We start from the raw sequence: 26788 nt of genomic DNA on the forward strand, positions 1-26788 counted from the left end.
CGGAGACGGCTGCATGGGGGTAGTTACCAGCAACTTTGGGTTCATGCTGGGCGAGTGGCCCGAGTTGGCCCAGCAAGCACGCCGGGCCGAACAATTCGCCCGGGTCGATCCACGCGCTTCCGTGTTCTACGCCCGTTACACCATCGAACGTATTGTTGAGTGGCTTTACCAAGTGGAGCCCGGGTTGGTGACCCCCTACAAAGATGACCTCAACGCGTTACTGAACGAGCCCACCTTTAAGAATCTTGTGGGCGGCCCCATTGCAAACAAGCTCACCATCATTCGCAAAGCCGGCAACAACGCGGTCCACAACTCCGTCGGCCCCACCGTTCAAGGCGCTGAACTCGTCCTTCGCGAGCTGCACCATGTTTGCTATTGGCTCGCGAGGAACTACGCCAAAACAGGTAGCCAGCTGCCGCCGTCGTTGGTCTTCGACGCCAGTATCCTGGCCCCAAAGCCGAAGACGCCGGCACAGCAGCAGTCGCCCGAAGAACTCCAGGCACTCGAGAGCCAACTCAAAGCCCAAAACGAGGCCCTTGCACAAGCAGCAGCCGATTCGGCGGACCTTAAGGCCCAGCTGGAGATTCTGCAGGCTGAAGTCGCGGAGGCCAAAAAACAGAACCAGACCGTCCCTGACCACCACGACTATGACGAAGCCCTGACCCGCAGGCACCTCATCGATCTTGAGCTGAACGAGGCAGGCTGGCCGCTCACCAATACAGAAGACCGCGAGTTCAAGGTAGACACCATGCCCACGGCGAACGGCACGCTCAGCGGAGTGGGCTACGTGGACTACGTGCTGTGGGGCGCTGACGGGCTGCCCCTCGCAGTGGTCGAGGCGAAAAGGACAACCAAGGATCCCCATATAGGGAAGCAACAAGCCAAGCTGTACGCCGACTGCCTGGAACGTCGCTATGGTCGACGACCGATCATCTACTACAGCTCCGGTTACGAGACATGGATCTGGGACGACACCATGTACCCGGAGCGCTCGTTGCAGGGCTTCCACACAAGGGATCAACTTCAACTGCTGATCAACCGCCGTCAGAGCCGAAAGCCTCTGGCTGAACAGGCAATCGACAACTCCATCGTCGAACGCCCCTACCAGCACAACGCCATCCGGGCCGTAACGGAAGCCTACGAAAAGGACTTCGAGCGCAAGGCGCTTGTAGTCATGGCGACAGGCACGGGCAAGACGCGCACCGTCGTCGCACTCGCCAAGCTCCTGCAGGAAGCCAACTGGGCCAAACGCGTTCTGTTCCTCGCGGATCGGGTTGCGTTGGTCAAGCAAGCGGCCAACGCGTTCAAGGCCCACCTGCCCGGTTCCAGCCCTGTCATTCTGGGCTCGGGCGATGAAGCAGACAGCCGCATCCATGTGGCTACATATCCGACGATGATGAACCTCATCAACCGGACCGAGGGAAAGCTTGGCCAGCGGACCTTTGGCATTGGCCACTATGACCTCATCATCGTCGATGAAGCCCACCGGTCGGTCTACCAAAAGTACAGGGCGATTTTCCAGTACTTCGATTCACTCCTCATCGGGCTGACAGCCACGCCACAGTCAGAGGTGGACCGCAACACCTACAGCCTTTTCGGCATCGAGGACAACGTTCCAACGTTTGCCTATGAGCTCAGCGAGGCCATCGAGGCCGGATATCTTGTGCCACCGCGGGTCGTTCCGGTTCCGCTGAAGTTTCCTGACCAAGGCATCTCGTACGAGGACCTCCCACAGGCTGAAAAAGAGCAGTGGGACGAGCTCGAATGGGACGAAGACGGCGAGATCCCGGACTCGGTCGATTCAAGCGTTATCAATACCTGGCTGTTTAACGCCGACACAGTGGATAAGGCACTGGAAGTCCTTATGACCCGCGGCCACAAAGTCGCCGGCGGGGATCGCCTGGGCAAGACCATCATCTTTGCGAAGAACAACAGACACGCGGAGTACATTGCTGAACGCTTTGACAAGAACTACCCGGCGTACAAGGGTCAGTTTGCTCGCGTCATCACCTATCAGGTGAACTACGCCCAGATTCTCATCGACCAATTCTCGACCACCGAGAGTGATCCCCACATCGCTATTTCGGTAGACATGCTGGACACCGGCGTTGACGTGCCGGACGTCGTCAACCTCGTCTTCTTCAAGATGGTTCGGTCCAAGACCAAGTTCTGGCAGATGGTGGGCCGCGGAACGCGACTCCGGCCGGAACTGTATGGGCCGGGCGAGGACAAGAAGGACTTCTTTATCTTCGACCTCTGCCGCAATGCCGAGTTCTTCAATGCGGGAATGCCCAGCAATGAAGGCTCTGTGGGTAAGTCACTCGCGGAGACTACGTTCGCTGCGCGCGTCCAGCTCCTGCAAACTTTCACTGACCTTCAATGGGACCCGCAAGCGCCCGTTGTTGCCGACCTCCGGCAAACCCTGAAACACACAGTTGACCGGCTCCCGCTGGACAACTTCCTCGTTAGACCGGCACGCAAATGGGTGGACAGGTTCACCGAAGAAGCAGCGTGGAAATCGTTGGCGGCTGAGGACTTTCAAGCTTTGCAAACCCAGATCGCCCGGCTCGCTACCATCGGCGCGCCTGCGGACACAGAAGAGGCCAGGCGGTTCGACTACCTGATGCTTCAGGCAGAGTTGGCGTCGCTGCAGGGATCGGCGGCTGGTCCGTTCCGGATAAAGATCCAAGCCGTCGCCTCGGCCTTGCAGGACCAGCAGAGCATCCCGGCCATCGCCGCCCAGTTGCCCCTGCTGGAAACCATTCTCCACGACGACGAATGGGAATCCGTTTCGTTGGAATGGCTTGAGGAAATCCGCAAGCGGCTCCGGGGATTGGTGCATCTCATCGAGAAGCGGAAACGCAAAGTGGTCTACACAAACTTCCAGGACGAGCTCGGCGTGCTTGAGGAAGTTGAACTGGTCGGGACAACCAATGGCTTCGTCGACCTCCCTCGATACAAAGAAAAAATGCGTTCGTACCTGGCGCAATACGAGGAGCATGCAACCATTCAACGGCTCCGGCGTAACAAGCAACTGACTGCGTTGGACCTTGCCGAGCTTGAACGCATTCTTCTGGAAAGCGGTTTGGGTTCGCTTGAAGACTTGAATCGTGCCGCCAACGATGGCCTCGGCCTCTTTGTCCGTTCCCTGGTTGGTTTGGACCGCGAGGCCGTCGAGGACGCGTTGTCAGAGTTTGTGGCTGGTACTACGCTCACGGCCCAGCAGCTCAACTTCCTTAACGTTCTGACCAATCACCTGATGGAAAACGGAAAGGTCAGCCCGAAGGCCTTGTTCAATTCCCCGTACAACGAGCTGGCCCCGTCCGGGCCGGATGTGCTGTTCGGCGATGAAAAAATTGGGCAGCTGATCAGCATCCTCCGCTCCATTGAGAACCACGCGAAGGTGAGCTGAAAACCCACGGCAACTGCCGCCGCCAGCCACCAAAGCCTGAAGCAAGCCTTTCAGCGTTGACACGGCCTTGTGACCCGTGCCATATTCGATAACGTGAACCTGTCAGACAGCCGGACAGCCGGACAGCCAGCCCCCCAAGGCTCTTCCGCTGGGCATACGCCGATCTCGCGCATTTCCGCGGCTGAGGCGGTCTTCGCGGCACTCAGGAGGGCCATCGAGGGCGGCCAGTTCGATATCGGCACCAAGCTGAGCTCTGAAGCAACGCTCGCAGCCCAGTACGGTGTGAGCCGCTCGGTCATCCGCGAAGCCCTGCGGTCCTGCAACACGCTGGGGCTGACCGTGACCAAGACCGGCAAGGGCACGTTCATTGTGGCCAACAAGGTTGCCAATGACCTTACCTTGGGTCAGTACAGTGCGCGTGATCTGAACGAAGCACGTCCACACATTGAGATTCCCGCAGCCGGACTGGCAGCCCAGCGCCGCACGGAAGAAGAACTTGAGCACCTGAAGGACATCGTCCGGGAAATGCTCAATGAGAACGATCCCGAGGCCTGGGTCAACCTGGACGCCAGCTTCCATTCCGCCGTCGCCCGGGCCAGCGGCAACCGGGTGTTCGCCAGCGTCGTCTCCGATATCCGTGACGCCTTGGCCCACCAGTCCGAAACCCTCAACCTCGTCGCCGACCGGCAACACCGCTCGGACGAGGAACATGTTGCCGTGCTGAACGCAATCGAAGCAGGCGACGCCGAAGCCGCGAGCAAAGCGATGGCCGATCACCTTCAGGCCGTCAGCGTCGCACTGGACACGATCCTCAGCAAATGAACCACCCAAAGGACACCATGCCCCAAGTGACCGCGGCAGCAGCGGCCCAAACAGCACAGAGAACGCCAAGCCACGTCCCGCTCGTCGAACAGACCCGCGACGGCTTGGTGGAGAGCATCCACTACGGATCGCTGATCGCCCTCAATGCCGATGGCAGCAGTGCCATCGAAGCCGGCGAGCCGGACGCGCCGATGTACCCGCGCTCCTCCCTTAAGCCGCTCCAGGCCGTAGCACTCCTCCGCGCCGGCTTGGACATCCCCCAGAACCTCCTCGCCCTCACAGCCGCCAGCCATTCCGGCGCGGCAATGCACCGCGACGGCGCCGCCGAAATCCTGGCGCTTCATGGCCTGACCGAAGCGGTGCTGGGCAACAGCACGGACCTGCCATACGGCGTCGCTGAGCGCGAAGAGTGGCTCCGCGCCGGCAACGGCCCCACCCAACTTGCGCAGAACTGCTCAGGCAAGCACGCGTCCATGACCGCCGTGTGCGTCATCAACGGCTGGCCTGTGGAGGGATACCTGAGCCCGGAGCACCCGCTTCAGGTCCTGGTTCGTGACACCATCACCGAACTGACCGGCGAGGATGCGGCGGCTGTGAGCACCGATGGCTGCGGCACACCGCTGTTTGCCCACACGCTGCACGGCATGGCCCGTGCTTATGGCCGCTTGGCCGCCGCTGACCAAAGCACCCACGAGGGCAAAGTTGCCCACGCCATGCGCCGCTTCCCCGAGATGGTCGCCGGTGAAGGCCGCGACGTCACCGCGCTGATGCGCGCCGTCCCGGGGCTGCTTGCCAAGGACGGTTTTGAAGGCCTCCAGCTGGTGGGCTTGCCGGACGGCCGCGGCATCGCCGTGAAGATCTCCGACGGCGGTGACCGCGCGCGGATGCCCGTCACCGTTGAGGTTCTCCGCCAGTTGGGGGTCGACGGCGGCAGCTTGGACACGCTTCACAGCCCACCGGTGCTGGGCGGCGGCCTTCCGGTCGGCGAGCTCCGCGCAGCGCAATTTTTCAGCAAGAACTAAACCAAGGACAGCTATGACCACCGTCGATCAGGCGATCCCCATCCGCTCCGAACACGACCTCCTGGGGGACCGCGATATTCCCGCGAACGCCTACTGGGGCGTTCACACCCTCCGGGCAATCGAGAATTTCCCCATCACAGGACAGCCGTTGTCCACCAACCGCCACCTGGTCCGCGGCCTCGCCGCGGTAAAACAAGCGGCGGCACGTACCAACCACGAGCTCGGCCTCCTCGATGCCGAACGCGCCGGAGCCATTGAGCAGGCCTGCCAGGATGTCATGGATGGCATGCTCCAGGAGCAGTTCATGGTGGATGTGATCCAGGGCGGCGCGGGTACGAGTTCCAACATGAACGCCAACGAGGTCATCGCCAACCGTGCCTTGGAAATCCTTGGCCACCCCAAGGGCGACTACTCCAAGCTGCACCCCAATGACCACGTCAACCTGAGCCAGTCCACCAACGATGTCTACCCCACCGCGGTGAACCTCGCCACGATCTTCTCCGTGAAGGAACTCCTCCTCGCGCTGGAAGAACTCGAGCTGGCTTTTGCCGAGAAGGGCCGCGAGTTCCGCACGGTTGTGAAGATGGGCCGCACCCAGCTTCAGGACGCCGTTCCCATGACCTTGGGCCAGGAATTCGGCGGATACGCGGTGACCATCGGCGAGGACCGTGCGCGCCTGGACGAGTCCCACATGCTGATCCATGAGATCAACCTTGGAGCCACCGCCATTGGCACGGGCCTGAACGCGCCGGTCGGTTACGCAGATGCTGCCTGCCGTCACCTGGCAGAAATCACTGGCCTTCCGCTCCTCACGTCGGCTGACCTCATCGAGGCCACGCAGGACGTCGGCGCCTTCGTGCACCTGTCCGGCGTGCTCAAGCGCGTGGCAGTTAAGCTCTCCAAGATTTGCAACGACCTCCGCCTGCTGTCCTCCGGACCGCGTGCGGGTTTGGGCGAGATCAACCTGCCGGCTGTACAGTCCGGCTCGTCGATCATGCCCGGCAAGATCAATCCGGTGATCCCGGAAGTGGTCAGCCAAGTGGCTTACGAGGTCATCGGCAACGATGTCACAGTCACCATGGCCGCGGAGGCGGGCCAGCTTCAGCTGAACGCCTTCGAACCGATCATTGTGCACAGCCTGCACAAGAGCATCTCCCACCTGGAAGCAGCGTGCCGCACCCTTACGGCACGCTGCGTCCGGGGCATCACCGCAAACACCGAACGGCTACGGCTTACCGTGGAGCAGTCGATCGGTCTCGTCACGGCATTGAACCCCCACATCGGTTATGCCTCCGCCACGGCCATCGCCCAAGAAGCGCTGGCTACCGGCAAGGGTGTTGCAGAACTCGTCCTGGAGCACGGTCTGCTGACCGCTGCCCAGCTTGAGGAACTGCTCAGCCCGGAACGTCTGGCAAACCTGAGCAAGTAAGCCGAAACCGGCCAGTAAGCCCAGCGGCTCAAGAGAGCCCGCCCGATACGGCACACCCCACGAGGCCCTGTCCTGCGCTCCGGCCCTCGACCGGACGCGTTCAGGACACCCCCAACAGGACACCCCTAAGGATTCCAATGACCAACCCACCCATCACGGACCACACGGTCCCGGCCCAGGCGCATGCCAGCGAGAAAGCCCTCCACACGGAGGACAAGGGCTACCACAAGGATCTGAAGCCCCGCCAGATCCAGATGATCGCGATCGGCGGTGCAATCGGCACCGGCCTGTTCCTCGGCGCTGGTGGCCGCCTCAACGCAGCTGGCCCTTCCCTCGTCATCGCGTATGCCGTTTGTGGCTTCTTCGCTTTCCTGATCCTCCGCGCGCTCGGTGAACTCGTTCTCCACCGCCCGTCGTCGGGATCCTTCGTTTCTTACGCCCGTGAGTTCTTCGGTGAGAAGGCAGCCTTTGTTTCTGGCTGGTTCTACTGGATCAACTGGGCCACCACCACCATTGTGGACATCACAGCAGCGGCGCTGTACATGAACTTCTTTGGCAAATATGTCCCTTGGATCGGAGTCGTTCCGCAGTGGGCCTGGGCGCTTATCGCACTTGTCGTGGTCCTCTGCTTGAACCTGGTTTCGGTCAAGGTCTTCGGCGAGCTTGAATTCTGGTTCGCCCTGGTCAAGGTCGCTGCGTTGGTGGCCTTCCTGGTGGTAGGCAGCTACTTCGTCATCTTCGGCACCCCCGTCGATGGCCAGGAAGTTGGCTTCAGCCTCCTCTCGGACAATGGCGGCATCTTCCCCAACGGCATTCTTCCCATGATCATCCTCATGCAGGGTGTGCTGTTCGCCTACGCATCGATCGAACTCATCGGCACCGCTGCCGGTGAAACTCCCAACCCGGAGAAGATCATGCCCAAGGCCATCAACTCCGTGGTCTTCCGTATCGCAGTGTTCTACGTTGGCTCGGTTATCCTCCTGGCTCTGCTGCTCCCGTACACCTCGTACGAGAAGGGCGTCAGCCCGTTCGTGACGTTCTTCGGTTCCATCGGCATCCAGGGCGTGGACGTGATCATGAACCTCGTGGTCCTCACGGCCGCACTGTCCTCGCTGAACGCAGGCCTGTACTCCACCGGCCGTATCCTGCGCTCGATGTCCGTTGCCGGCTCGGCCCCGAAATTTGCCCAGCGCATGAACAAGGCGGGTGTTCCCTACGGTGGCATTGCGATCACTGCCGGCGTCTCGCTGCTTGGCGTTCCGCTGAACTACCTCGTCCCGTCACAGGCGTTCGAGATCGTCCTGAATGTTGCCTCCGTTGGCATCATCGTCACCTGGGCCACCATCGTCCTGTGCCAGATGCAGCTCAAACGCTGGGCAGACAAGGGCTGGCTCAAGCGCCCGTCATTCCGGATGTTCGGCGCGCCTTACACGGGCTACCTCTCGCTCCTGTTCCTGGTGGGCGTCTTGGTGATGGTCTTCATCGATTCCCCGCTCACCATGCTGGTCACGGCCATCGCGTGTGCACTCATGGTGGTGGGCTGGTACCTGTGCCGCAAGCAGATCCACGAGCTTGCTGCGACCCGCGACGGCTACACCGGCAGCGCCCCGGTGGTTGCGAACCGTCCCATGCGCGGCGGCGAATCCTAACAACAGCCCCAAACTGCGCCCGACGGCGGCACCTGGGTTCCGTGACAACGGAACGCAAGTGCCGCCGTCGTTGGTTAACGAACCCAACTAGGGGACAGCAGATGTCGCTACGACTGCTTAATGCGACATGTGCTGTCCCCTAGTCGGGTGGGAACGCGCCTAAGCCAGACATCCGATGATTGGCGACTACTATTGGTCCATGGCTGTCACAGATGAGGCGATTGGCAAGATTAAGGACATGCTGATCCGCGGCGAACTCAAGGCCGGCGACCGCTTGCCGCCAGAGAAGGAACTGAGCGAAAGGCTCGGCCTTTCGCGGAGTTCCCTGCGTGAAGCAGTAAAGGCCCTGGAGCTGATCCGCGTGCTCGATGTTCGCCGCGGCGATGGAACCTACGTCACCAGCCTCGACGCCAAACTCCTCAACGAAGCCGTAGCTTTTGTGGTTGACCTTCATCAGGACCGTTCCATCCTGGAGCTTTTTGAGGTCCGACGAATCCTGGAACCCGCCACCGCCCACCTTGCCGCCGGCAAGATCGGCCCGGATGAGCTCACTGCCCTCCGTGCCACCATGGATGGGATCGACGAAAATACGGACGTCGAAGAACTCGTAGCCCACGATCTCGAATTCCACCGAATCATCACCGGGGCCGCCGGAAACGACTACCTTGGCAGCCTCTTGGAAGCCCTGTCCAGCAGCACAGTCCGAGCCCGGATCTGGCGTGGACTGACGCAGGAAAAAGCCGTGGCCCACACACTGGCAGAACACCGCGCCATCGTCGACGCCTTGGAACGCCGCGATGCCGAACTCGTCCGGGCACTCGTGACGGTCCACATCAGCGGCGTGGAGAACTGGCTGCGGCTGGCGCTCTAAACCCTGTGAACCCTAATCCTGGGGAATGGGTGTGACAGGCAGTCCGTAGGTTCGGATCGCTGTCGCCTCCAGCACGGCATCCTGTTCAGGGACGCCCAGCGAAGAGATGAGCTCCAACAACACATCCAACGTCCTGCCGTAGGGCGCACCCAAGGTGCTGACCGGCCAGTCGCTGCCGATCATCAAGCGATCGGGACCGAAGGCTTCCAGTGCTTCGTCGAACAAGGGCCGCAACGAATCAGCGGAGTACTCGATGCCGGGCAGGTGCAACCCGGACACTTTGGCCACCGTGTTGGGCAGCCGCCCAAGCTCCCGAAAATCAGAGCGCCAGACGTCCATCGCAGCGGCGTCGGCAAGGGGCGGCTTGCCTAGATGGTCCAGAACAACAGTCAGCTCCGGAAAATCGCGGGCAAGCCGGACGGCGGCACCGAGATGCCGCGGGAAGGCATCCGGGACATCGAAGGCGAGGCCGCGTGCAGCAACCAAGGCCAGTGATTCGCGGACCTCGGGCAGGTCAAGGAAGTTATCCCGGGGATCATCGTGCACCAGGTGCCGCACGCCCCTGAACACGGAATGGGCGGCGAAGCGGTCCAGTTGGGACGCGGCTTCCGCGGGAGAGTCCAGTTGGATCCACCCCACGACGCCGAGTACCCAAGGATTCCTCGCGGCAACGGCCAGCATGCTCTCAGTGTCAGCAACCGTATCGTCCGCCTGGACCAGCACTGCTCCCCTGATTCCCGCTACGGCCAGGACCTCACCGGCCTCATCCTCGCCGAAGCTGCGGAACAGCGCGCCGTGCTGCGGACCCAGCCATGGGTAGGGCCGGACACCTCCCGTTACGAAGGTATCGAGATTCCACAGGTGCAGATGCGCGTCAATCACGCCCCAGCGCCTCCAACGCGTCCCACAATTCTTCCGGCACGGATTCCCGCATACGGCGGGCGTTCGAGGTGACCTGTTCAGGTCTACTGGCCCCGACTGTCACATTCACCACGGCCGGATGCCGCAAGGGGAACTGGAGTGCCGCCGTCGGGAGTTCCACCCCGAAGTCCTGGCAGACGGCCGCAAGTGCACGCGCACGCTCAACCACTGCACGCGGGGCGCGGTCGTAGTTGTAGTGCGCGTCTTCAGGGACTTCGGGACGGGCGAGGAGCCCGGAGTTGTACACACCGACGTTGACGACGCCGGTGCGGCGCTCCACGCAGCGGTCCAGCAACGGGACGCTGGGCTGCTCGAGCAGCGTGTACCGGCCGGCGAGCATGACAAGGTCCAGGTCCGCGGCCTGGACACACTCAAGGGCGGCCTCCGCGGAGTTGGTGCCGACGCCGATGGCTTTGACCAAGCCCTCGGCGCGCAGCTTCTCCAAAGCGGGCAAGGCATGCGCGATTCCTGCCTGGAGATCGTGGACGTCGGGGTCATGGAGGTAGGCGATGTCAACGTGGTCCAAGCCCAGGCGCTCCAGGGAATCCTCCAGGCTGCGTCGGACTCCGGCTTCGGAGAAGTCCCACACGCGCGTGCTGGTGGCGGGGACATCGAAGCCCTCGGGGTCACGGCCACCGGAGCCGTTGGGTTTCAGCAAGCGGCCCACTTTGGTGGAGATAACGAAGTCTTCACGGGGTTTGTCCCGGAGGACGGCGCCCAATCTCTGCTCGGACAAGCCAAGGCCGTAGTGGGGAGCGGTGTCGAAGTAACAGAATCCTGAATCCCAGGCGGCCAAGACAGTGGCCAGGGCTTCGCCATCGGGGATGGCCTTGTACAGGTTTCCGATGCCGGCACCGCCGAATCCGAGCCTGCCGAGATTGAGTGGTTCAGAGTTCATGGCAGTTCCCATACTTTCTGGATACCCAAATCGTTCCCGGAGTAATCGTCCTCAACCTCAAGAAGTTCTGCCATTCGAGCCTGCCACGGAACGTTGGCTGGATGGTCCGCGAGCGCATGGCGCATGGCTTGGTAGTTCTCGACGTCCACCACGTGGAAAAGGTCCAGCCCGCTGCGCCAGATCCTCCAATTCCGTACACCGGCTCCTTTAAGGGCTTCAACGAGTTCGGGCGGAATGTTCGCGTGGGCGTCAGCGTATGCCTCTTCGGTTCCAGGCTTGAGCCGCGTATGGAGGGCGATGCTCTCAGTCACTCTGCGACCCTGGGCTTCAGGAACAGCTCAAGAACGGGCAGAGCGACATCGGGCCGCTGGACGGGGAGCTTGATGGTCAGGGTACCTGCCGGTTGGCCTCCGGGAGTCATGTTCATGGCTTGCTGTGCGGGATCCACCTCTTCCAGGAAGACCTCGGACGCATCATTCAGGAGTTGGGCATACTCCACTTTGTCGGCCAGGTCCGGGAGATGGACGTATTCAAAAGGCCAGGCGAAGAGGTGCACGTACAGCCTGTTGCCGCGCTGGGTGTAGCGGGCATCCGGAGGTGCCGTGAACTGCGAGGTCCCCGCGCCGTAAATCGAGCGGGAATGCAGCTTCATCCACTCGCCGATCCCTTCCAGGGAGGCGAGCGCCCGGGGGTCGATGCTGCCCCTGCCAGTTGGACCGACATTAAGCAGGAGGTTGCCGCCCTTGGAGACGCCATCCACCAGCATTCGGATGAGCAGGTCCACGGATTTGTAGTTGAGGTTGTCACGGTCGTAACCCCAACTGCCGTTCAGGGTCTGGCAGGCCTCCCAGGTGACGGGGACGCCGTCCACCATCATGGGCCCGGCCGGCTGGTACTGCTCCGGAGTGACGAAGTCTCCGGGAATACCCAGGCGGTCGTTGACCACTATCCCCGGCTGCAGTTCCCGCACCATGGCGAGCAAGGCTTCCGAGTCCCAGTCCTTGGCACCCTTGCCACCCCAGAACTCTGCGTGTTCGGTTCCCGCGTAGGAGAAATCGAAGAACAGGTAGTCGATGCTGCCGTAGTTACCCAGGAGCTCGCGCACTTGGCCGTGCAGGTACTCTCGGTAGCGCGCCATGTCGCGTCCGGCGTTGAGGTTTTCGACGTCGGCTGCGTTGCGTTGGGGGTGCACGCCGTCGATGGTGAAGTCCGGGTGGTGCCAGTCGATCAGCGAATGGTAGAAACCGACTTTGAGCCCTTCAGCCCGCAGCGCTTCCACGTAGGACGCGATCAGGTCACGGCCCGCTGGCGTGTTGGTCGCTTTGTAGTCCGTCAGGGCTGAGTCCCACAGGCAGAAGCCGTCGTGATGCTTTGTAGTGAGGACCACGTATTTCATGCCGGCCCTGCGGGCGACCCGTGCCCACTCGCGGGGATCGTAGAGGTCGGGGTCGAAACGGCGGAAGTACTTGGAATACTCCTCCACAGTGGTTTCCTCCCGGTTCATCACCCACTCGTGCCGGGCGGGCAGGGCGTAGAGGCCCCAGTGCACGAACATGCCAAAGCGTGCTTCTTCGAACCAAGGTGCGTGCTGGATCAACGGGATACCTTCCAGACGGGGCCGTCGGGGAACGCATATTCGGTCAGTGTTTCATGCACCATTTCGTAGCCCGCTCCGGGAGCCGACGGCGGCCAGTACGCGCCGCTTCGGACGTCCACGGGCGTGATGAAGTGCTGGTGCAGATGATCCACGAACTCGATCATCCTGCCTTCTTTTGTCCCTGAAACGGCAACGAAATCGAACATGGACAGGTGCTGGACGGCCTCGCATAGCCCCACACCACCGGCATGAGGACAGACAGGCACACCGAACTTGGCGGCCAGCAGCAGGATGGCGATGTTCTCGTTTACCCCTGCCACCCGGGCTGCATCAATCTGCAGGACCTGGAGGGAACCGGCCTGGAGCATTTGCTTGAACATTACCCGGTTCTGGACGTGCTCCCCGGTCGCTACAGGGACTGGGTCCACCCCTCGGGCGATGGCCGCGTGCCCCAGGACGTCATCGGGGCTGGTGGGTTCCTCGATCCAGGCGATGTCATAAGGAGCCAGGTGGGCCATCCAATCGATGGCTTCCTGGACATCCCAACGCTGGTTGGCGTCCACCGCGATCCTGATGTCCGGCCCCACCGCCTCACGGGCAATTCCCACGCGCCGGATATCGTCCTCCAAGGAGGCACCTACCTTGAGCTTGATCTGCGCAAACCCCTCGGCCACGGCTTCCTTCGCCAGGCGCGTCAGTTTCTCGTCGCTGTAACCCAGCCAGCCCGGCGTCGTGGTGTAGGCCGGGTAGCCTTCAGCGCGAAGAGCCACTTTACGTGCCTCCCTCCCCGGCTCCGCTGCGTGAAGAATCGCCAGCGCTTCATCCGGAGTGAGGGCATCGGTGAGGTACCGGAAGTCCACCAAGGCCACGAGTTCCTCAGGGCCCATGTTTGAAAGCAGCTCCCAGAGCGGCAGTCCTGCCCGCTTGGCTTTTAGGTCCCAGAGGGCGTTCACCACCGCGCCGATCGCCATATGCATCACACCTTTCTCCGGGCCAAGCCAGCGGAGTTGGGAATCGTGCGCCATCAGCCTCCAGGTAGCGCCCATGTCGTCCAGGAGATCCTCCACGTTGCGGCGCAGGATGTGCTCCCGGAGCGCGTCGAGGGCGGCCGTCTCTACCTCGTTCCCGCGCCCGATCGTGAAAACAAAGCCGTGGCCTTCATGCCCGTCTTCGGCGTCGGTGCGAATAATCAGGTAGGCCGCTGAATAGTCGGGGTCCGGATTCATGGCGTCCGAGCCATCGAGGTCCTGTGAAGTGGGAAAGCGGATATCGAAAGTGTCCACTGCAGTGATGACGCTCATTGCGCTCCTTGCTTGGCAGCCGGTCGTTAATCTAGGTAGAGCTAAACATCCGATGTCTACCTTGTCAATGGGTCATATTTCCGTATTATGGACGGAAACAGCACACTAGAGCTCGGATGTTGGTCCCAACGCACGGAGGAAGCCATGACCTTGAAATTCGCCAGGCTCGGTACAGCCGGAAACGAACAACCGGCAGTCATCGCCCAAGACGCCCACGGTACACAGAAGTACTTCGATCTCTCGCCGCTGACCAACGACATCGACGGCGGTTTCCTCGCCTCGGACGGTTTCGCCCGCACCCGGGAAGCCCTCAAATCCGGGGAACTTTCGGAAATTTCCGCGGAGGGCCTGCGTATCGGCGCTCCCATTGCCCGGCCCGGCGCCGTGATTGCCATTGGCCTGAACTACACCGCGCACGCTGCCGAATCCGGCGCAAATCCGCCCGAAGTTCCAGTGGTTTTCCTGAAGCCGTCCAACACCATCAGTGGCCCATTCGACGCCGCACCCATCCCGCCGGGGGCTGAAAAGTATGACTGGGAGGTGGAACTGGCAATCGTGATCGGCAAGGAAGCGTCCTACCTTTCCTCGGTGGGCGAAGCAGCAGCATGCATCGCGGGCTACGCCGTGGCCAATGATCTCTCCGAGCGCGACTACCAGATTCCCGGAGCCGCCGGACAGTGGACCAAGGGAAAGTCCCTTCCCGCCTCCACTCCCCTGGGCCCATGGCTGGTTCCCGCAGCTGACGTGGATGCCAGCAACCTCCGCCTGAGGACCCTGGTGAACGGCGAAGCCCGCCAGGACTCAAACACCTCGGACATGATTTTCGATCCTGCCACGATCGTCCACCACCTCAGCCAGTACATGGTCCTCGAGCCCGGCGACGTCATCATCACAGGCACACCCGAAGGTGTGGCCCTCTCCGGTCGATTCCCGTACATCCAGCCCGGCGACGTGGTGGAACTCGAGATTGACGGCCTGGGACGCCAGCGGCAGGAATACTACCGCGCGCAGGCCGGGGCTGTTTCCGCCGCCCCTGCCCACATCAACGCCTGATGGCATCCCCAATGGGCCAGGAATTCGAAGGCCTGGCAGCACTCGTGACCGGCGGAGCCTCCGGCATTGGTGCGGCCATCGCAGACCGGCTCGCCGCCGGTGGCGCGCAGGTCGCCATCCTGGATCTGGCACCGGAAACCAGCCCGCACTTCGGCGTGGAATGCAACGTGGCCGATGACGCCTCAGTGCGTTCCGCCGTCGAGACGGTTGCAAGACAGTTCGGCCGCCTGGACATCGTGGTCAACAACGCCGGCATCGGCGCCCAGGGCGACATCGCCGCGAACGACGACGACGAGTGGCTCCGGGTCCTGAACATCAACGTCGTAGGAATTGCGCGCGTCAGCCGTGCTGCCCTGCCGTACCTGCGCGAGTCGCCGTCCGCGGCGATCGTGAATACGTGCTCGATTGCCGCGACCGCTGGACTTCCCCAGCGGGCGCTGTACTCGGCGTCCAAGGGTGCGGTGCTGTCCTTGACGCTTGCCATGGCTGCCGACCACGTCCGCGAGGGCATCCGCGTGAACTGCGTTAACCCGGGCACGGTGGACACGCCCTGGGTGGGCCGACTCCTGGATTCCGCCGAGGACCCTGCAGCTGAGCGCGCCGCCCTCAATGCCCGCCAGCCCCATGGTCGGATGGTGGACCCGGCAGAGGTCGCAGGTGCCGTCGCCTACCTCGCCAGTCCGCTGTCCGGTTCGACGTCGGGCACCTCCCTGGCGGTCGACGGCGGCATGCAAGGATTGCGGTTACGGCCGGTTCAGTAGGGGCTGCTTTGGTTGGGGCTGGCTCCTGAGTTGGCTCACGGGCTGTGGTCTCGCGGAGCGGCAGGCCGCTGACCTGCGGTGATGTTCGCGGATGTACAGTTTTTTCACGCACTAATGGGATTTGTTCTCGGAGCGGAAACCTGTTCTCCCAGAAACTGTCAGGCTGGGTTGGTACGGGGGAAGTCCCGCCTGGTCCCCCAATTCCAGGCGGGACACTTGTGTCAGGAAGAGAGATGGACAGTGGGACTTCGAACCTTCCTAGGCAGGCGCCGAAACCCCTGGCCTTGAAGCTGGCTGTGCCCACTGCGAGCCGTCCACGCCGACCCGGCGTGGTTATCCTGTCGTGCCCCTCGTCCATGCTTGAGGTTGGATACCGAGTGACAATGGGAGGCTGGATATCGTCCCGATGAGAGCAAAAGCTCACTACCACTTGGGCGGCCTCCTGTGTAGCCTACCGGGTACCCATCGGTTGTCGCTTGTGTGGCATGTCGCTTTGTGCCAGGCACGGGTGAGCGTAGCGAGCGACGCCCTGTCTGCTCGGTCTGCTGGCAGATGCCGGGCGAGTGACGGGCCGGAACAGCTGGGCAGCGACCGACTGATGGCCAAGGGTGTCCGAGTGGGCCCCAGGCGGCTGCGACAAGTGGCCTTGTACGGACAACAGCCCAGCCGCATGTAAGGCAACCAAGTGCTTTACAGGCCGGCGCAAAGCGGAGGACAATCCTTGCAACCAAACGAAGGGTCCGCGGCCGATTCCATCCCACTGCACTGCAACCACCAGTTGCCGTTGCCCTGCGAAACTCGTCCAAACCCTCCCCGGTCCGCATGCGCTCCCACGCGGTTCCTACTACGAACCCAAGTGGGACGGTTCGTCACTGCACCTTGTCAAAGTGCTTGAGTAAGGCGGCGTCCCAGATGAGATCCGAAGGCACGGATAGTCTGTGATCGAGGTCCAAGGGAGGAAGAAGGGCCGCTGCGTGAACTCTTTTGTGGCCAGCGGTCAATACATAGTGTGAGCACAGACAGCGAAATCATCAGGCGGTCCCGGGACAGCCCCGCAGTTTTCGGGGAGCTGTACGATCGGCATGCCTCAGCCATTTACAGGTATGCGGCCAGAAGAGCCGGGGAATTCGCCGCAGACGACGTCACCTCTGAAACCTTCTTGGTCGCTTGGGAGCATCTGGAAAGATACGACACGAGCCGGGACGACGCCCGGCCATGGTTGTTCGGCATCGCTACCAACTTGCTTCGACAACATCACCGGGCTGAAGCCAATGTCCTCAAGGCGGCCGCCAGGTCCGCGGAGCGCGAGAAAACTGCCGACGATTCAGACCGGATCGTTGCTGAGGTCGACGCCAAGGTAGCCACCGGGAGAGTTGCTCAAGCCCTCCGGGATATGGCTGCGATCGACCGGGAAACGTTGTTGCTCTACGCATGGGCTGATCTGACTTACGAAGGCATTGCCCAGGCCATGGGCGTTCCGATCGGGACGGTTCGTTCCCGCTTGAACCGTGCGCGGCAAACACTTCGAGCCCAGCTCAACCTTGAAAGACCTACCGAAACGGAGAACCACTATGGACGACCTTCAGCTGCTCCGCGAGATGCGTAGCGATGTCGGCTCAGCACCACCTGCTAAGTTGGCCCGGGGCAGGGAAAAAGTCATGGCCAAAGTGCAAGCGTCCGTCACCTCAGCACCTCAGCGGAAACCCACCGTTACACCCATCTGGTTCCGGCGACGTGCCCTTTTCGCTTCTGCCGCTGCCGCGCTGTTGGTCGGCGGTATCGTCATTGCCGATGTCGTCAGACCTGGAGGTCCGGGAACCACAGCAGAGGCGGCCGAGGTGCTGAACAACGCCGCCGCTGCAACCATTCAAACGTCCGACCCTGTGGTGGGACCCGGCCAGTATCTGAAGATCGCAACGAGGTCGGTCTTTGGAACGGGCGGGCAGGCTGCCGATGTAAGCGACGTGAGATGGGAAGAGACCACAAACAGCCAGATGTACGTGCCAGCCGACAGGGCAGATGTATGGGTCTGGAACCGGGAACCTCGCCTGATTTTGGACTCGCCGAGCGAGGAAGCCAAGGCCCTGCCAGACGAGGTCCGTAAGGCTCAGGAAGCCGAGTCGGATGGGCAACCTGAGTTCGTCGGGATTCTGCGTTCCCCGGGCGGCGTCTTCTATGGGAGTGAGCCGACCGTCATCGTTGGTACGCCGTTAAGGGAGGCCGCGAGTCTGCCTAGGGATCCACGGGCTCTGCTGGATTTGATCTACGAACGCACCAAGGGCGCCGGGAAGTCCCCCGACGGTGAGGCTTTCACGGCAATCGCGGACGGCCTGCGGACAGGAGTCGTTCCGGCTGACCTGCGCGCCGCGCTATACAAGGCAGCTGCCCTGATTCCCGGCGTTACGGTGACTGACAGGCACGCAATGATCGACGACCGCACAGGCATCGCCATCGGTATTGCATCTGACGGAGTGACGGGAGCGAACATCGTTATCGATCCTGCCTCAGGTCTGGTCATCGGGGTACAGTCCGTGTTGCTCAAGGACTATCCCGGATATCCCGCGGGGACCGTCACGACGTGGACCTCGCTGAGGACCTCCGTGGTGGACTTCGCTCCCTAAGCTGTCGCGCCAGGGAGATTTGCCGCACATCACGGCGGGGCGGTCGCACTTGGGGGATGACCACCCCAAGTGGAGGGACTGAGCTTCTGTGGGGGAACGGGTGTCCGGCACGGGCGCCCAGTTCGGCACGCTGGAGTACCGAAAGTACAACGGCACTGACGGTGACTCCGGGCTCGTTCGACCCGACGCCGGCGTCGACGTGTACCAGACCATTGTTGATCCGAAGACAGGGAATGCTCCTGGCAGCGGGCATGTAACGGGAAAGATGCCCAGTGCTGATCAGACTCTCGGCACTACGGTCGGCAAGATGGGCAATACAACAGGCTGGACTGAAGGAACGATCCAATACCGCTTTTTGGATTGGAACGGAGTTTACGTCTACTGCGCCAACTATGCCCGAGCCGGAGGTGATTCCGGCGGTCCCGTTTGGCGACAGGACAGCCAAGGTCTGCGAGCTGTTGGCATGCACGTCGGCGCCCTTAACTACAACGGTTCCATTCTCGGTTGCTACATCCCCATAGACACTCTTTTGAGTCAGTGGGGAGCGAGCATGAACTTCTGGCCAGCGTACGCAGCTCGTGGCACAGTTTCAGAGGAAGAATTGATGCCTCCAAGCCCGAGCAACGAGCTCCCGCCCGTACTCACAGCCGCCGATGGTGCGCAGCTGATCCTCGACTAAGTGGGCGTCTCCGGAAGGGGTAGCTGGGCAAACGTGTTTGCTCGCTAGTACAAACTAAATATGGGATGTCCTCCTGGCTGCTCAGAGAACCAATGCAGCTAGGAGGACATCCATTTAATATGCTCTCAATTCGTCACGGCAACCTGCCCACCGTCGACCAAGTCCGCGAACGGCTCTTTACCATGCATGAGGATCCCGAATCTGTGCTGCGGCGGCTCTTCCGGGTTTTCGTCGACGACTGAATCTACTGCCCTGGCAGAACAGCCGCAGTGTTACCACCGGCGACCACAGTAGGGCCAAGCGTAGGTCCGGGCAGTGCCAGCCCCCTCAGGTCATGCCGCCCATCGTGTATTCCAACGCTCGCAGGCATGTCGTCTCGCGTGCCGTGGAGGAACCGAAGCACCTCCCCCGCCAAAGCGCGGCCGTCTTCTGGTTTCCCCTGTTGTTGCAGTGCTTTCAAAGTCATTGTGTAAACAAGCCTATTCCGCTGCCGAACGGAGTGGAGTAGGCCTTAACGTTCTGGCCCCAACAGCCCCGGAGGCGTAACGTCCCACCAGGTGCTCGTAGTATCGTGGAAGTCAGGACCGTATTCTCCTGCTCGCTAGACCCACAGGTGGCTGAGCGCAGAATCCTGTTGAGCGGCCGTTTTCACGGCTTTATCGATAACCTGTCCACGGAATATCGGTCCCATCTTTGGCTTTATGGCCGCTCTTACTGCTTGGCCAGATCTACCGCACGCTCAATGCCTCAGCAACGGCAACGCCTTGACAAACATAGATGAGTCTGTGACGCGCTGTGAATGATGATCCCCTCCCTGCTCTGCAGGGATTACGGCCCGTGGACTTGCGGACCCGCGGCGAGGCATCAGCGCTGCAGACCGCTGTGGAACGGACCTTCGCGACCCGCTCGAAGTCGGGAACCTCCCTGGCCGTCGACGGCGGCATGCAAGGATTGCGGTTGCGGCCGGTCCAGTAGGGGCTGCTTTGGTTGGGCGTTTCAGTAGAGCCCATTGAAAATGTTCCAGCCCCAACCGACGGTCTCGACGCCCTTCCAACCGCCGCGTCCATCGCCGTAGTACATGACGAGGTCACCGGCACTGTTGACGCCGTGGACGTCGTTGAAGCCATCCCGGTTGAAGTCGCCAGCACTGCCAATCATCGTCAGCGCATTCCAACCCTGCCCGATCTGCCGAGCAGTGGTCCAGCTACCGTGGCCATCGCCGCCGTAGAAATACAGCCTGCCCGTCTTGTCCTTGGCCAACACGTCCACGTTGCCGTCACCGTCCCAGTCACCCGGTCCGATCAGGAGGTCCATCACGTCCCAGCCCTGGCCCACCTTGACCCGGGGACTCCAACTGCCAAAGGGCTGGGACGGGAAGATGAAGAGATCGCCAGTTGCGTCGCTGGCCAGCAGATCGTTGAGTCCGTCGCCGTTCCAGTCACCGGGCCCAATCGCATTGTCCATGGCGCTCCACTCCCAGGTGCCCTGGGCGTTATCAGTGTGGAATCCGCCGTCGCCTGTTCCCGGGAACCGATAGAGCGTCTCCGAGGTGTTCTCGGCCATCAGATCGGCAATGCCGTCGTGGGTTAGGTCGCCCCCGGCAATGACCCTGGTAAACAATCCCCATCCCGGGCCCACCCGACGGCTTTCCTTCCATCCCTTCGATGTGTCCTTGCCGAGGTAAAGCATCAGTGTCCCGTCATGGGTTCGGCCCAGCAGTTCGAAGACTCCGCGGCCTGTGAACCCGGCAGCCCGTAGTGGGGCACGTTCTACAACTGCGGTTTCCTGCGTCACCACTACCTGGCCGGCACACTTCGTGGGTGAACCACTGGCGACCGCAGAGATCCGTCCGCCGAGGTCGTCCAGGTTCACGACATGGAGGTATGGGGTATAGCGGGGATCCGGTGCAACCGGGTCCCCGTCGCGAAACCACTGAATGGAGTATCCAGGGTCCCCGTTTCCGCCGCAGCCTTCGAAGTACTCCTGGGCCCCGTCGACGATCAGCACCGCGCCCACGATCGGGCTGCCCGATACTTTGACGTCCGGCGCATCTGCTGCGGAGGCCGGTCCAAGTGCCGAAACGGCGATTGCCAGCGCCAGCAGCGCTGCCGTAGCAGTTGATTTCCTTCTCGACACCTTCCACCCCCGGTCAGTAAAGCCCGTTGAAAATGTTCCAGCCCCAACCGACGGTCTCGACGCCCTTCCAACCGCCGCGTCCGTCGCCGTAGTACATCACCAGATCGCCAGCGGCATTCACGCCATGGACGTCATTGAAACCGTCCCGGTTGAAGTCTCCTGCGCTGCCAATCATCGTCAGCGCATTCCAACCCTGCCCGATCTGCCGAGCGGTGGTCCAGCCGCCGTGGCCGTCACCGCCGTAGAAATACAATCTCCCCGTCTTGTCCTTGGCCAGCACGTCCACGTTGCCGTCGCCGTCCCAGTCACCCGGTCCGATCAGGAGGTCCATCACGTCCCAGCCGTGGCCTACCTTCACCCTGGGACTCCAACCGCCCCACGGATGCGAGGGGAAGACGTAGAGGTCACCGTTCGCCTCGCTGCCCAGGAGATCGTTGAGGCCATCTCCGTTGAAATCGCCGGGACCCACCACGTTGTCGATGCTGTTCCACCCCCAGCCCACGGAATAGCGGAAGGTATAGAACCCGCCATCACCCGTCCCTTGGAAGCGGTACAGCGTCCCGGAACCATCTGTGGCCATAAGGTCGCTGATGCTGTCCGTGGTGAAGTCTCCCGCGGCAAAGATCCTGGTGAACACGTCCCAGCCGGGTCCTACTTGCCGGGTTTCCTGCCAGCCCTGGACATCGTCCCTGCCCAGGTACATCATGAGCGTTCCATCGCGGCGGCGCGCCATCAGCTCAAAGACCCCCCGGCCCGTGAAGCCCTCCGCCCGCATTGGTTCTTTGCGGATCTCGGCCGATTCGTCGGTGATCACTTCCTGACCGGCGCAGTTGGTTGGTGCCCCCGTGACAATCGCGGAGAGCCTGCCTCCGACGTCGTCGGCTTCAAGGGCGTAGAAATTGCCGGAATACGGTGGGCTCGGTTCCACGGGCTCGCCGTCCCTTAGCCACTGGATGGAATAGCTGGGCTCACCGTTCCCGCCGCAGTTGGCGAAGTAGGCCGGCGCGCCTTCCACGGACAGCACAGCGCCCACGACCGGGTGGCCATAGACCTTCACGTCCTGCGTGTCCGCTGCGTGTGCCGGCGCCAAGGTTGTGCCCACCAGCAACGCAGCCATCAGGCACGCCGCGCTGATCGTCTTCCCGGAAAACAAGCCCACGGCTCCCCCTCGCCAACGTTCGCCACAACCGGTCTGTTGCGCCAATCCTAGATGGCACGCGCGACGCCGGGACGAAAGCGGGTGCCGACAGGCCGCCGTCGTGGGTTCGCCGTAACGCAACGGGCCCGCAACGTACCGGACGGGTGGTTCGCCTATGCTCAACTCCAAGGAATCAACGGCGATCCACCAAGCACACCCAGGAGAAACCCCATGACCAACTGGCGTATCAGGGACTTCCACTCGTCCGATCTCGACGGCATCCTGCACCTCTGGGAGTCACTCAAGGCCGATGGTGTCGAGCCCGTGTACGCACTTTCTGAGGTCCTTGCCTCGTGCGAAAAGGACCATGCAGTGGTGGCCGTCCAGGGCGACCAAGTGGTTGGCGCCGCTGTTGGACGTGCGGCGCATGACCAAGGCTGGGTCGTTTTCCTCGCCACGCTGACGGAGTTCCGTGGCAGGGGCATCGGCACTTCTTTGCTGTCCGCCGTCGAGAACCGCATGGCTCCGCACGGCCTCAACAAGCTGTCCGCGCTCATGCCCGAAACCGAGACCCGCGTTGAAGCGTTCCTTGGCCGCGGCTTCGTGGTGAAGAAGAACCTGCGCTACTTCGAGCGGACCATTCCCGTGCAGCGCCAGGAGCTGGAGCCGCTGAGCCTGTTGGGTGGCCGGATCCTGGCCCGCGACCTGTGGGAAAACGTGGCGGGCATGAAGCGCGAGAAGGAACTGTTGGAACGCCGTCTGGTTCTCCCGTTGGCGGAGGCGGACCTCGCCGACGAGTACGGCGTGGTGCCGCCGCGCGCCGTCGTGCTTTTTGGTCCTCCGGGCACCGGCAAGACCACGTTCGCCAAGGCTATTGCGTCGCGGCTCGAGTGGCCATTCGTGGAGGTGTTCCCGTCGCGCCTGGCATCTGATCCCAAGGGCCTCGCGGGGGCGCTGCGTGAGACGTTCCTGGAAATCGCCGAGCTGGAACACGCCGTGGTGTTCATTGACGAAGTGGAGGAGATCGCCTCGCAGCGCGCGGGCGATCCCCCGTCGCCGCTGCAGGGCGTCACCAACGAGCTCCTCAAGATCATCCCGGCTTTCCGCGAACAGCCAGGCCGTCTCCTGGTCTGCGCCACCAACTTCATTCGCGCCCTGGACACCGCGTTCCTGCGCCATGGCCGGTTCGACTACGTCATCCCCATCGGCCTGCCGGACGTCCACGCCCGCGAGGCAATGTGGCAGCGGTTCATCCCTGCCACCGTTGTGGACGACGTCGACATTGCCCAGTTGGTGGAACGCACCCAGGGCTTCTCGCCGGCGGACATCGAGTTCGCCGCGCGCAGCGCGTCCCAGCGCGCCTTGGAAAAGGCCGTGTACGACGACGCCGCTACTTCGGGTGCGACGTCCACCGTTTCATCGAACGGACGGAAGGGGCCGGTCACACAGGACTACCTCGACGCCATCGCCGATACCCGCACGACGGTGAGCGATGAGGTGTACCAGGAGTTCCTCGAAGACATCGATGTGCTGGGACGTGTTTAGGGGCTCCATCCGCGAGCTCGCCGGAATGCTGCGTGTTCGCCGGAGCGTTCCGGCGAATTCGGACGCTCTCCGGCGATCTCGGCGCGGGAACAGCTGCACCGGTAATCTTTGACCCATGTCCACGAATCCCCTTCGCCATGCCCTTGCCCGCATGGGCGGCCGCGATCCCCACGAAAAGCACCGCACAGCTACCCCGCTGGAACTCTTCTTCGACCTGACGTTTGTTATTGCCTTCGGGGTTGCCGGCGGCCAGTTCGCCCATGCAGTGGCGGAGGCGCATTTCTGGGCAGGACTCCTTGCGTTCGCTTTCGCCATGTTTGCCGTGATCTGGGCCTGGATCAACTTCACATGGTTCGCCAGCGCATACGACACCGATGACTGGGTGTTCCGGGTGGTCACCATGGTCCAAATGGTGGGCGTGCTCATCCTGGCCATGGGCATAGAGCCGATGTTCCACTCGATCATCGAAGGCAAGCACGTGGACAACGTCGCTATCCTGCTCGGCTACATCATCATGCGCGTGGCCCTGATCTTCCAGTGGCTGCGCGCTGCCCGTCAGGACCCTGCACGCCGTGAAACGTGTTTGCGGTACGCAAAATACGTTGCACTCGTACAAGTGGGGTGGGTCGCGGTCCTCGTGATTGATGCGAGCGTCGCCACTACTTTCCTCATGGCAACCCCGTTGTTCATCTTGGAGATGGCGGCGCCATACTTCGCAGAACGGAAGATCCGCACCCCTTGGCATGCCCACCACATCGCCGAACGCTACGGTCTCCTGGCCATTATTGCCCTGGGCGAGTGCCTGATCGGCGCCATTGAAACGCTGCGCGCAATCGTTGCCCTCCACGGTTGGACCTTGGATGCTGCCTTGGTTGGATTGAGCGGGACAGGGTTGGCCTTCGCCATGTGGTGGATTTACTTCATCCTGCCTTCAGGCCCGGCCCTTCACGTACAGCGTCACCGCTCGTGGATCTTCGGCTACGGGCACCTCCCCCTTTTTGCAGCCATCGCTGCCACCGGCGCCGGACTCCACGTTGCCGCGTACTTCATCGATCATGAGGCAGACATCCCGGCGGCCGGCGCAGTGGCCTCCATCGCCATCCCGATCATTCTTTTCAAGGTCTCGCTCACCACGCTCTACAGCATCATGCTCGGCCCGGACCGCGAGCTCCTCTGGAGCTCGATGCTGGTGGTGATCGCCCTGGCGGGAAGCATCGCCATGGCCGCCGCGGGCGCGTCCGTACCTCTGTGCATGCTGGAGATGATGGTGGTGCTGGGGCTCTCGATTGCTTTCGACGAACGCCGAGGGCACAAAGGCCGTGCTGCAGCGCTTCGGCGCTTGGAGGCGGCGGCGGGCTGAACTCCCCCAATGATCCGGTACGTTCGTGCCGATTCCTTGTGGCACTGCTTGATTTCCTTGCCTTGACGGAGGCAAACTGAAGAAATCGGAACGTTCGTGCCGATTCACAGCGGGAGGATCTCATGGCCGCCACTAACCTCATGGCCACTTTGGGCACTGAAGTGCGCGCCCGCCGTGCCTCGTTGAGCCTTAGCCAACAGGACCTCGCCGATCTCGCAGGCGTTTCAGAACGGTTCGTTCGATTCGTGGAAACGGGCAAGAGCACGGTCCAGCTTGAGCCCCTTTTGGCTGTCCTTGACACCCTTGGCTTGGAACTTTCCCTCCGCCAAGCAGGCAGGCCTGCGGCTTCTGAGACAGCAAGATGACCTTCCACCGCATCGCCGACGTCTACAAGCAGGGCATTCTGGCAGCGCGCCTCGAACGGCATGAGGGCGGCACCAAGTTCAGCTACCTCCCTCGCTACCTCGACGCCGGCCTACCCGCCGTGGCAACGACGCTGCCGGTGAGCGCCGAGCCCGTGTTCACGCCGAGCGGTGCCGTCCCGCCCTATTTCACTGGCCTGCTGCCTGAGGGCCGGCGGCTCAACTCGCTACGGCGCAGCGTCAAGGCGAGCGCGGACGACGAACTCGCCCTCCTCATGGCAGCGGGCGGCGACGCCGTGGGCGATGTCCAGACGGTCCCTCACGGCGAGGCGCTGGCGGAAGGGGGCGCCGCCGTCGTGCTTGACCCAAAACTGCCGCTGGACTTTGATGCCTTGCTGGGAGATTCCGGACTGATCGATCCCGTGGCCCTGGCGGGCGTGCAGGACAAGTTGTCTGCGGGAATGATTTCACTCCCCGTGGCGCAGGCGGGCAAGCGGTACATCCTTAAGCTCAACGCCCCGGAGTTCCCCTCCGTTGTGGAAAACGAGTTCCTGATGTTCCGTTACGCGCGTCGGCTGCGGATTCCTGTGAGCAACGTGCAGTTGGTGCACGACGTCGGCGGCCGGGCGGGCCTTCTGGTGGAGCGTTTTGATCGGGTCACCGCAGCCGACGGCTCACCGCTGCGGCTGGCCGTGGAAGATGGAGCCCAGATCCTGGGGCTGTACCCTGCAGACAAATACAGCGTTCCCTTCGGCGAAGTCTGTTCGGCGCTGGCCAGGCATTGCCCTGCCCGCCTCCCGGCACTCCGGAATCTGGTCATCCAACTGGCGTTTGCCTGGCTGACGGGAAATGGTGATCTCCACGCCAAGAACGTCTCGATGGTGGAGGCGCCCGGAGTTCTTGGCGCACGCGAATTCACCATCGCCCCGGTCTACGACATCCCCTCCACAGTGGTTTACGGAGACAAGACGCTGGCGTTGGCCGTCGGTGGGAAGAAAACCGGCATCTCCCGCAAGCACTTCCTCGCTTGGGCCGTGAAGCTCGGGCTGACGGAGCGGGCGGCCCAACATTCAGTGGACGTCGCCCTCAAAGCCACCGCCTCGTTGATCAGCGACCTCGACGGCGGTGCCTCGCCCTTCGCGGCGAGGCAAACCAAAGATTGGACGAAAGAACTCAAGCATCGTCGGCGCCTGCTGGAGGCCTGACGCACC

At 62.3% G+C, this 26788-nt stretch carries 24 protein-coding genes; 17 read left to right on the plus strand and 7 right to left on the minus strand.

Annotated elements, in window-relative coordinates:
• Positions 1 to 13 precede the first annotated feature (13 nt).
• The 6 genes from LDN75_RS22100 to LDN75_RS22125 all read left to right on the plus strand — a co-directional run bounded on the left by LDN75_RS22100 (position 14) and on the right by LDN75_RS22125 (position 9205).
• On the plus strand, positions 14 to 3412 hold the full coding sequence (locus tag LDN75_RS22100; protein ID WP_223934809.1) for a DEAD/DEAH box helicase family protein: 3399 nt from the start codon (positions 14 to 16) through the stop codon (positions 3410 to 3412).
• Between the two features lie 93 nt (positions 3413 to 3505).
• Positions 3506 to 4234 (plus strand): FadR/GntR family transcriptional regulator, encoded by a 729-nt coding sequence (locus LDN75_RS22105; protein WP_223937666.1) that lies wholly within the window; start codon positions 3506 to 3508, stop codon positions 4232 to 4234.
• 17 nt (positions 4235 to 4251) lie between these two features.
• On the plus strand, positions 4252 to 5256 hold the full coding sequence (locus LDN75_RS22110; protein WP_223934810.1) for an asparaginase: 1005 nt from the start codon (positions 4252 to 4254) through the stop codon (positions 5254 to 5256).
• A 13-nt stretch (positions 5257 to 5269) separates the two neighbouring features.
• Positions 5270 to 6685: an aspartate ammonia-lyase gene (locus LDN75_RS22115; protein ID WP_223934811.1), complete on the plus strand. Its 1416-nt coding sequence runs from the start codon at positions 5270 to 5272 to the stop codon at positions 6683 to 6685.
• A gap of 137 nt (positions 6686 to 6822) precedes the next feature.
• The gene (locus LDN75_RS22120; RefSeq protein ID WP_223934812.1) at positions 6823 to 8334 is read left to right on the plus strand and encodes an amino acid permease; all 1512 of its coding nucleotides are present in this window, start codon (positions 6823 to 6825) and stop codon (positions 8332 to 8334) included.
• A 199-nt stretch (positions 8335 to 8533) separates the two neighbouring features.
• Complete coding sequence (locus tag LDN75_RS22125) at positions 8534 to 9205, plus strand: FadR/GntR family transcriptional regulator (RefSeq protein ID WP_223934813.1); 672 nt, start codon at positions 8534 to 8536, stop codon at positions 9203 to 9205.
• Positions 9206 to 9217: 12 nt separating this feature from the next.
• On the opposite strand, the gene LDN75_RS22130 is transcribed toward LDN75_RS22125, so the two are convergent.
• From LDN75_RS22130 to LDN75_RS22150, 5 genes are read right to left on the minus strand one after another with little or no spacing between them, the layout of a single operon-like run.
• Complete coding sequence (locus LDN75_RS22130) at positions 9218 to 10087, minus strand: amidohydrolase family protein (protein WP_223934814.1); 870 nt, start codon at positions 10085 to 10087, stop codon at positions 9218 to 9220.
• Positions 10080 to 11024 carry an aldo/keto reductase gene (locus LDN75_RS22135; protein WP_223934815.1) on the minus strand — a complete coding sequence of 315 codons (945 nt, stop codon included), beginning with the start codon at positions 11022 to 11024 and terminating at the stop codon, positions 10080 to 10082. Before LDN75_RS22135 ends, LDN75_RS22130 begins: the two co-directional genes overlap by 8 nt.
• On the minus strand, positions 11021 to 11335 hold the full coding sequence (locus tag LDN75_RS22140; RefSeq protein WP_223934816.1) for an L-rhamnose mutarotase: 315 nt from the start codon (positions 11333 to 11335) through the stop codon (positions 11021 to 11023). Before LDN75_RS22140 ends, LDN75_RS22135 begins: the two co-directional genes overlap by 4 nt.
• The gene (locus LDN75_RS22145) at positions 11332 to 12621 is read right to left on the minus strand and encodes an alpha-L-fucosidase (RefSeq protein ID WP_223934817.1); all 1290 of its coding nucleotides are present in this window, start codon (positions 12619 to 12621) and stop codon (positions 11332 to 11334) included. The genes LDN75_RS22140 and LDN75_RS22145 overlap by 4 nt, the downstream gene beginning before the upstream one ends.
• On the minus strand, positions 12618 to 13922 hold the full coding sequence (locus tag LDN75_RS22150; protein WP_223934818.1) for an L-fuconate dehydratase: 1305 nt from the start codon (positions 13920 to 13922) through the stop codon (positions 12618 to 12620). The genes LDN75_RS22145 and LDN75_RS22150 overlap by 4 nt, the downstream gene beginning before the upstream one ends.
• Positions 13923 to 14066: 144 nt before the next feature.
• Here LDN75_RS22150 and LDN75_RS22155 point away from each other — a divergent pair, with 144 nt between their 5' ends.
• The 7 genes from LDN75_RS22155 (at position 14067) to LDN75_RS22180 (ending at position 20011) form a co-directional block, all read left to right on the plus strand.
• A complete protein-coding gene (locus LDN75_RS22155) occupies positions 14067 to 14975 on the plus strand; it encodes a fumarylacetoacetate hydrolase family protein (protein ID WP_223934819.1) in 909 nt (302 codons plus the stop codon).
• Positions 14975 to 15736, plus strand: a complete 762-nt coding sequence (locus tag LDN75_RS22160; RefSeq protein ID WP_223934820.1) for an SDR family oxidoreductase — start codon at positions 14975 to 14977, stop codon at positions 15734 to 15736. Before LDN75_RS22155 ends, LDN75_RS22160 begins: the two co-directional genes overlap by 1 nt.
• A gap of 1009 nt (positions 15737 to 16745) precedes the next feature.
• Positions 16746 to 17342: an RNA polymerase sigma factor gene (locus tag LDN75_RS22165; RefSeq protein ID WP_223934821.1), complete on the plus strand. Its 597-nt coding sequence runs from the start codon at positions 16746 to 16748 to the stop codon at positions 17340 to 17342.
• A 52-nt stretch (positions 17343 to 17394) separates the two neighbouring features.
• Positions 17395 to 18357, plus strand: a complete 963-nt coding sequence (locus LDN75_RS22170; protein WP_263422338.1) for a CU044_5270 family protein — start codon at positions 17395 to 17397, stop codon at positions 18355 to 18357.
• Positions 18358 to 18457: 100 nt separating this feature from the next.
• Positions 18458 to 19036: a S1 family peptidase gene (locus tag LDN75_RS22175; protein ID WP_223934822.1), complete on the plus strand. Its 579-nt coding sequence runs from the start codon at positions 18458 to 18460 to the stop codon at positions 19034 to 19036.
• Positions 19037 to 19155: 119 nt separating this feature from the next.
• On the plus strand, positions 19156 to 19278 hold the full coding sequence (locus LDN75_RS24220; RefSeq protein WP_263422339.1) for a hypothetical protein: 123 nt from the start codon (positions 19156 to 19158) through the stop codon (positions 19276 to 19278).
• Positions 19279 to 19873: 595 nt separating this feature from the next.
• Entirely contained in the window at positions 19874 to 20011 is a 138-nt protein-coding gene (locus LDN75_RS22180) for a hypothetical protein (RefSeq protein ID WP_223934823.1), read from the plus strand.
• 21 nt (positions 20012 to 20032) lie between these two features.
• Here the strand turns inward: LDN75_RS22180 and LDN75_RS22185 are convergent, their stop codons facing one another.
• The gene (locus LDN75_RS22185; RefSeq protein ID WP_223934824.1) at positions 20033 to 21172 is read right to left on the minus strand and encodes a VCBS repeat-containing protein; all 1140 of its coding nucleotides are present in this window, start codon (positions 21170 to 21172) and stop codon (positions 20033 to 20035) included.
• 13 nt (positions 21173 to 21185) lie between these two features.
• On the minus strand, positions 21186 to 22331 hold the full coding sequence (locus tag LDN75_RS22190) for an FG-GAP-like repeat-containing protein (protein ID WP_223934825.1): 1146 nt from the start codon (positions 22329 to 22331) through the stop codon (positions 21186 to 21188).
• A 210-nt stretch (positions 22332 to 22541) separates the two neighbouring features.
• On the opposite strand from LDN75_RS22190, the gene LDN75_RS22195 reads away from it, so the two are divergent.
• The 4 genes from LDN75_RS22195 to LDN75_RS22210 all read left to right on the plus strand — a co-directional run bounded on the left by LDN75_RS22195 (position 22542) and on the right by LDN75_RS22210 (position 26782).
• Positions 22542 to 23855 (plus strand): GNAT family N-acetyltransferase, encoded by a 1314-nt coding sequence (locus LDN75_RS22195; RefSeq protein ID WP_223934826.1) that lies wholly within the window; start codon positions 22542 to 22544, stop codon positions 23853 to 23855.
• A 115-nt stretch (positions 23856 to 23970) separates the two neighbouring features.
• Positions 23971 to 25215, plus strand: a complete 1245-nt coding sequence (locus tag LDN75_RS22200; RefSeq protein WP_223934827.1) for a low temperature requirement protein A — start codon at positions 23971 to 23973, stop codon at positions 25213 to 25215.
• Between the two features lie 122 nt (positions 25216 to 25337).
• Entirely contained in the window at positions 25338 to 25580 is a 243-nt protein-coding gene (locus LDN75_RS22205; RefSeq protein ID WP_223934828.1) for a helix-turn-helix transcriptional regulator, read from the plus strand.
• Entirely contained in the window at positions 25577 to 26782 is a 1206-nt protein-coding gene (locus tag LDN75_RS22210; RefSeq protein ID WP_223934829.1) for a HipA domain-containing protein, read from the plus strand. The genes LDN75_RS22205 and LDN75_RS22210 overlap by 4 nt, the downstream gene beginning before the upstream one ends.
• Positions 26783 to 26788 lie beyond the last annotated feature (6 nt).

Source organism: Arthrobacter sp. StoSoilB5 (assembly GCF_019977235.1).
Taxonomy (GTDB): Bacteria; Actinomycetota; Actinomycetes; order Actinomycetales; family Micrococcaceae; genus Arthrobacter.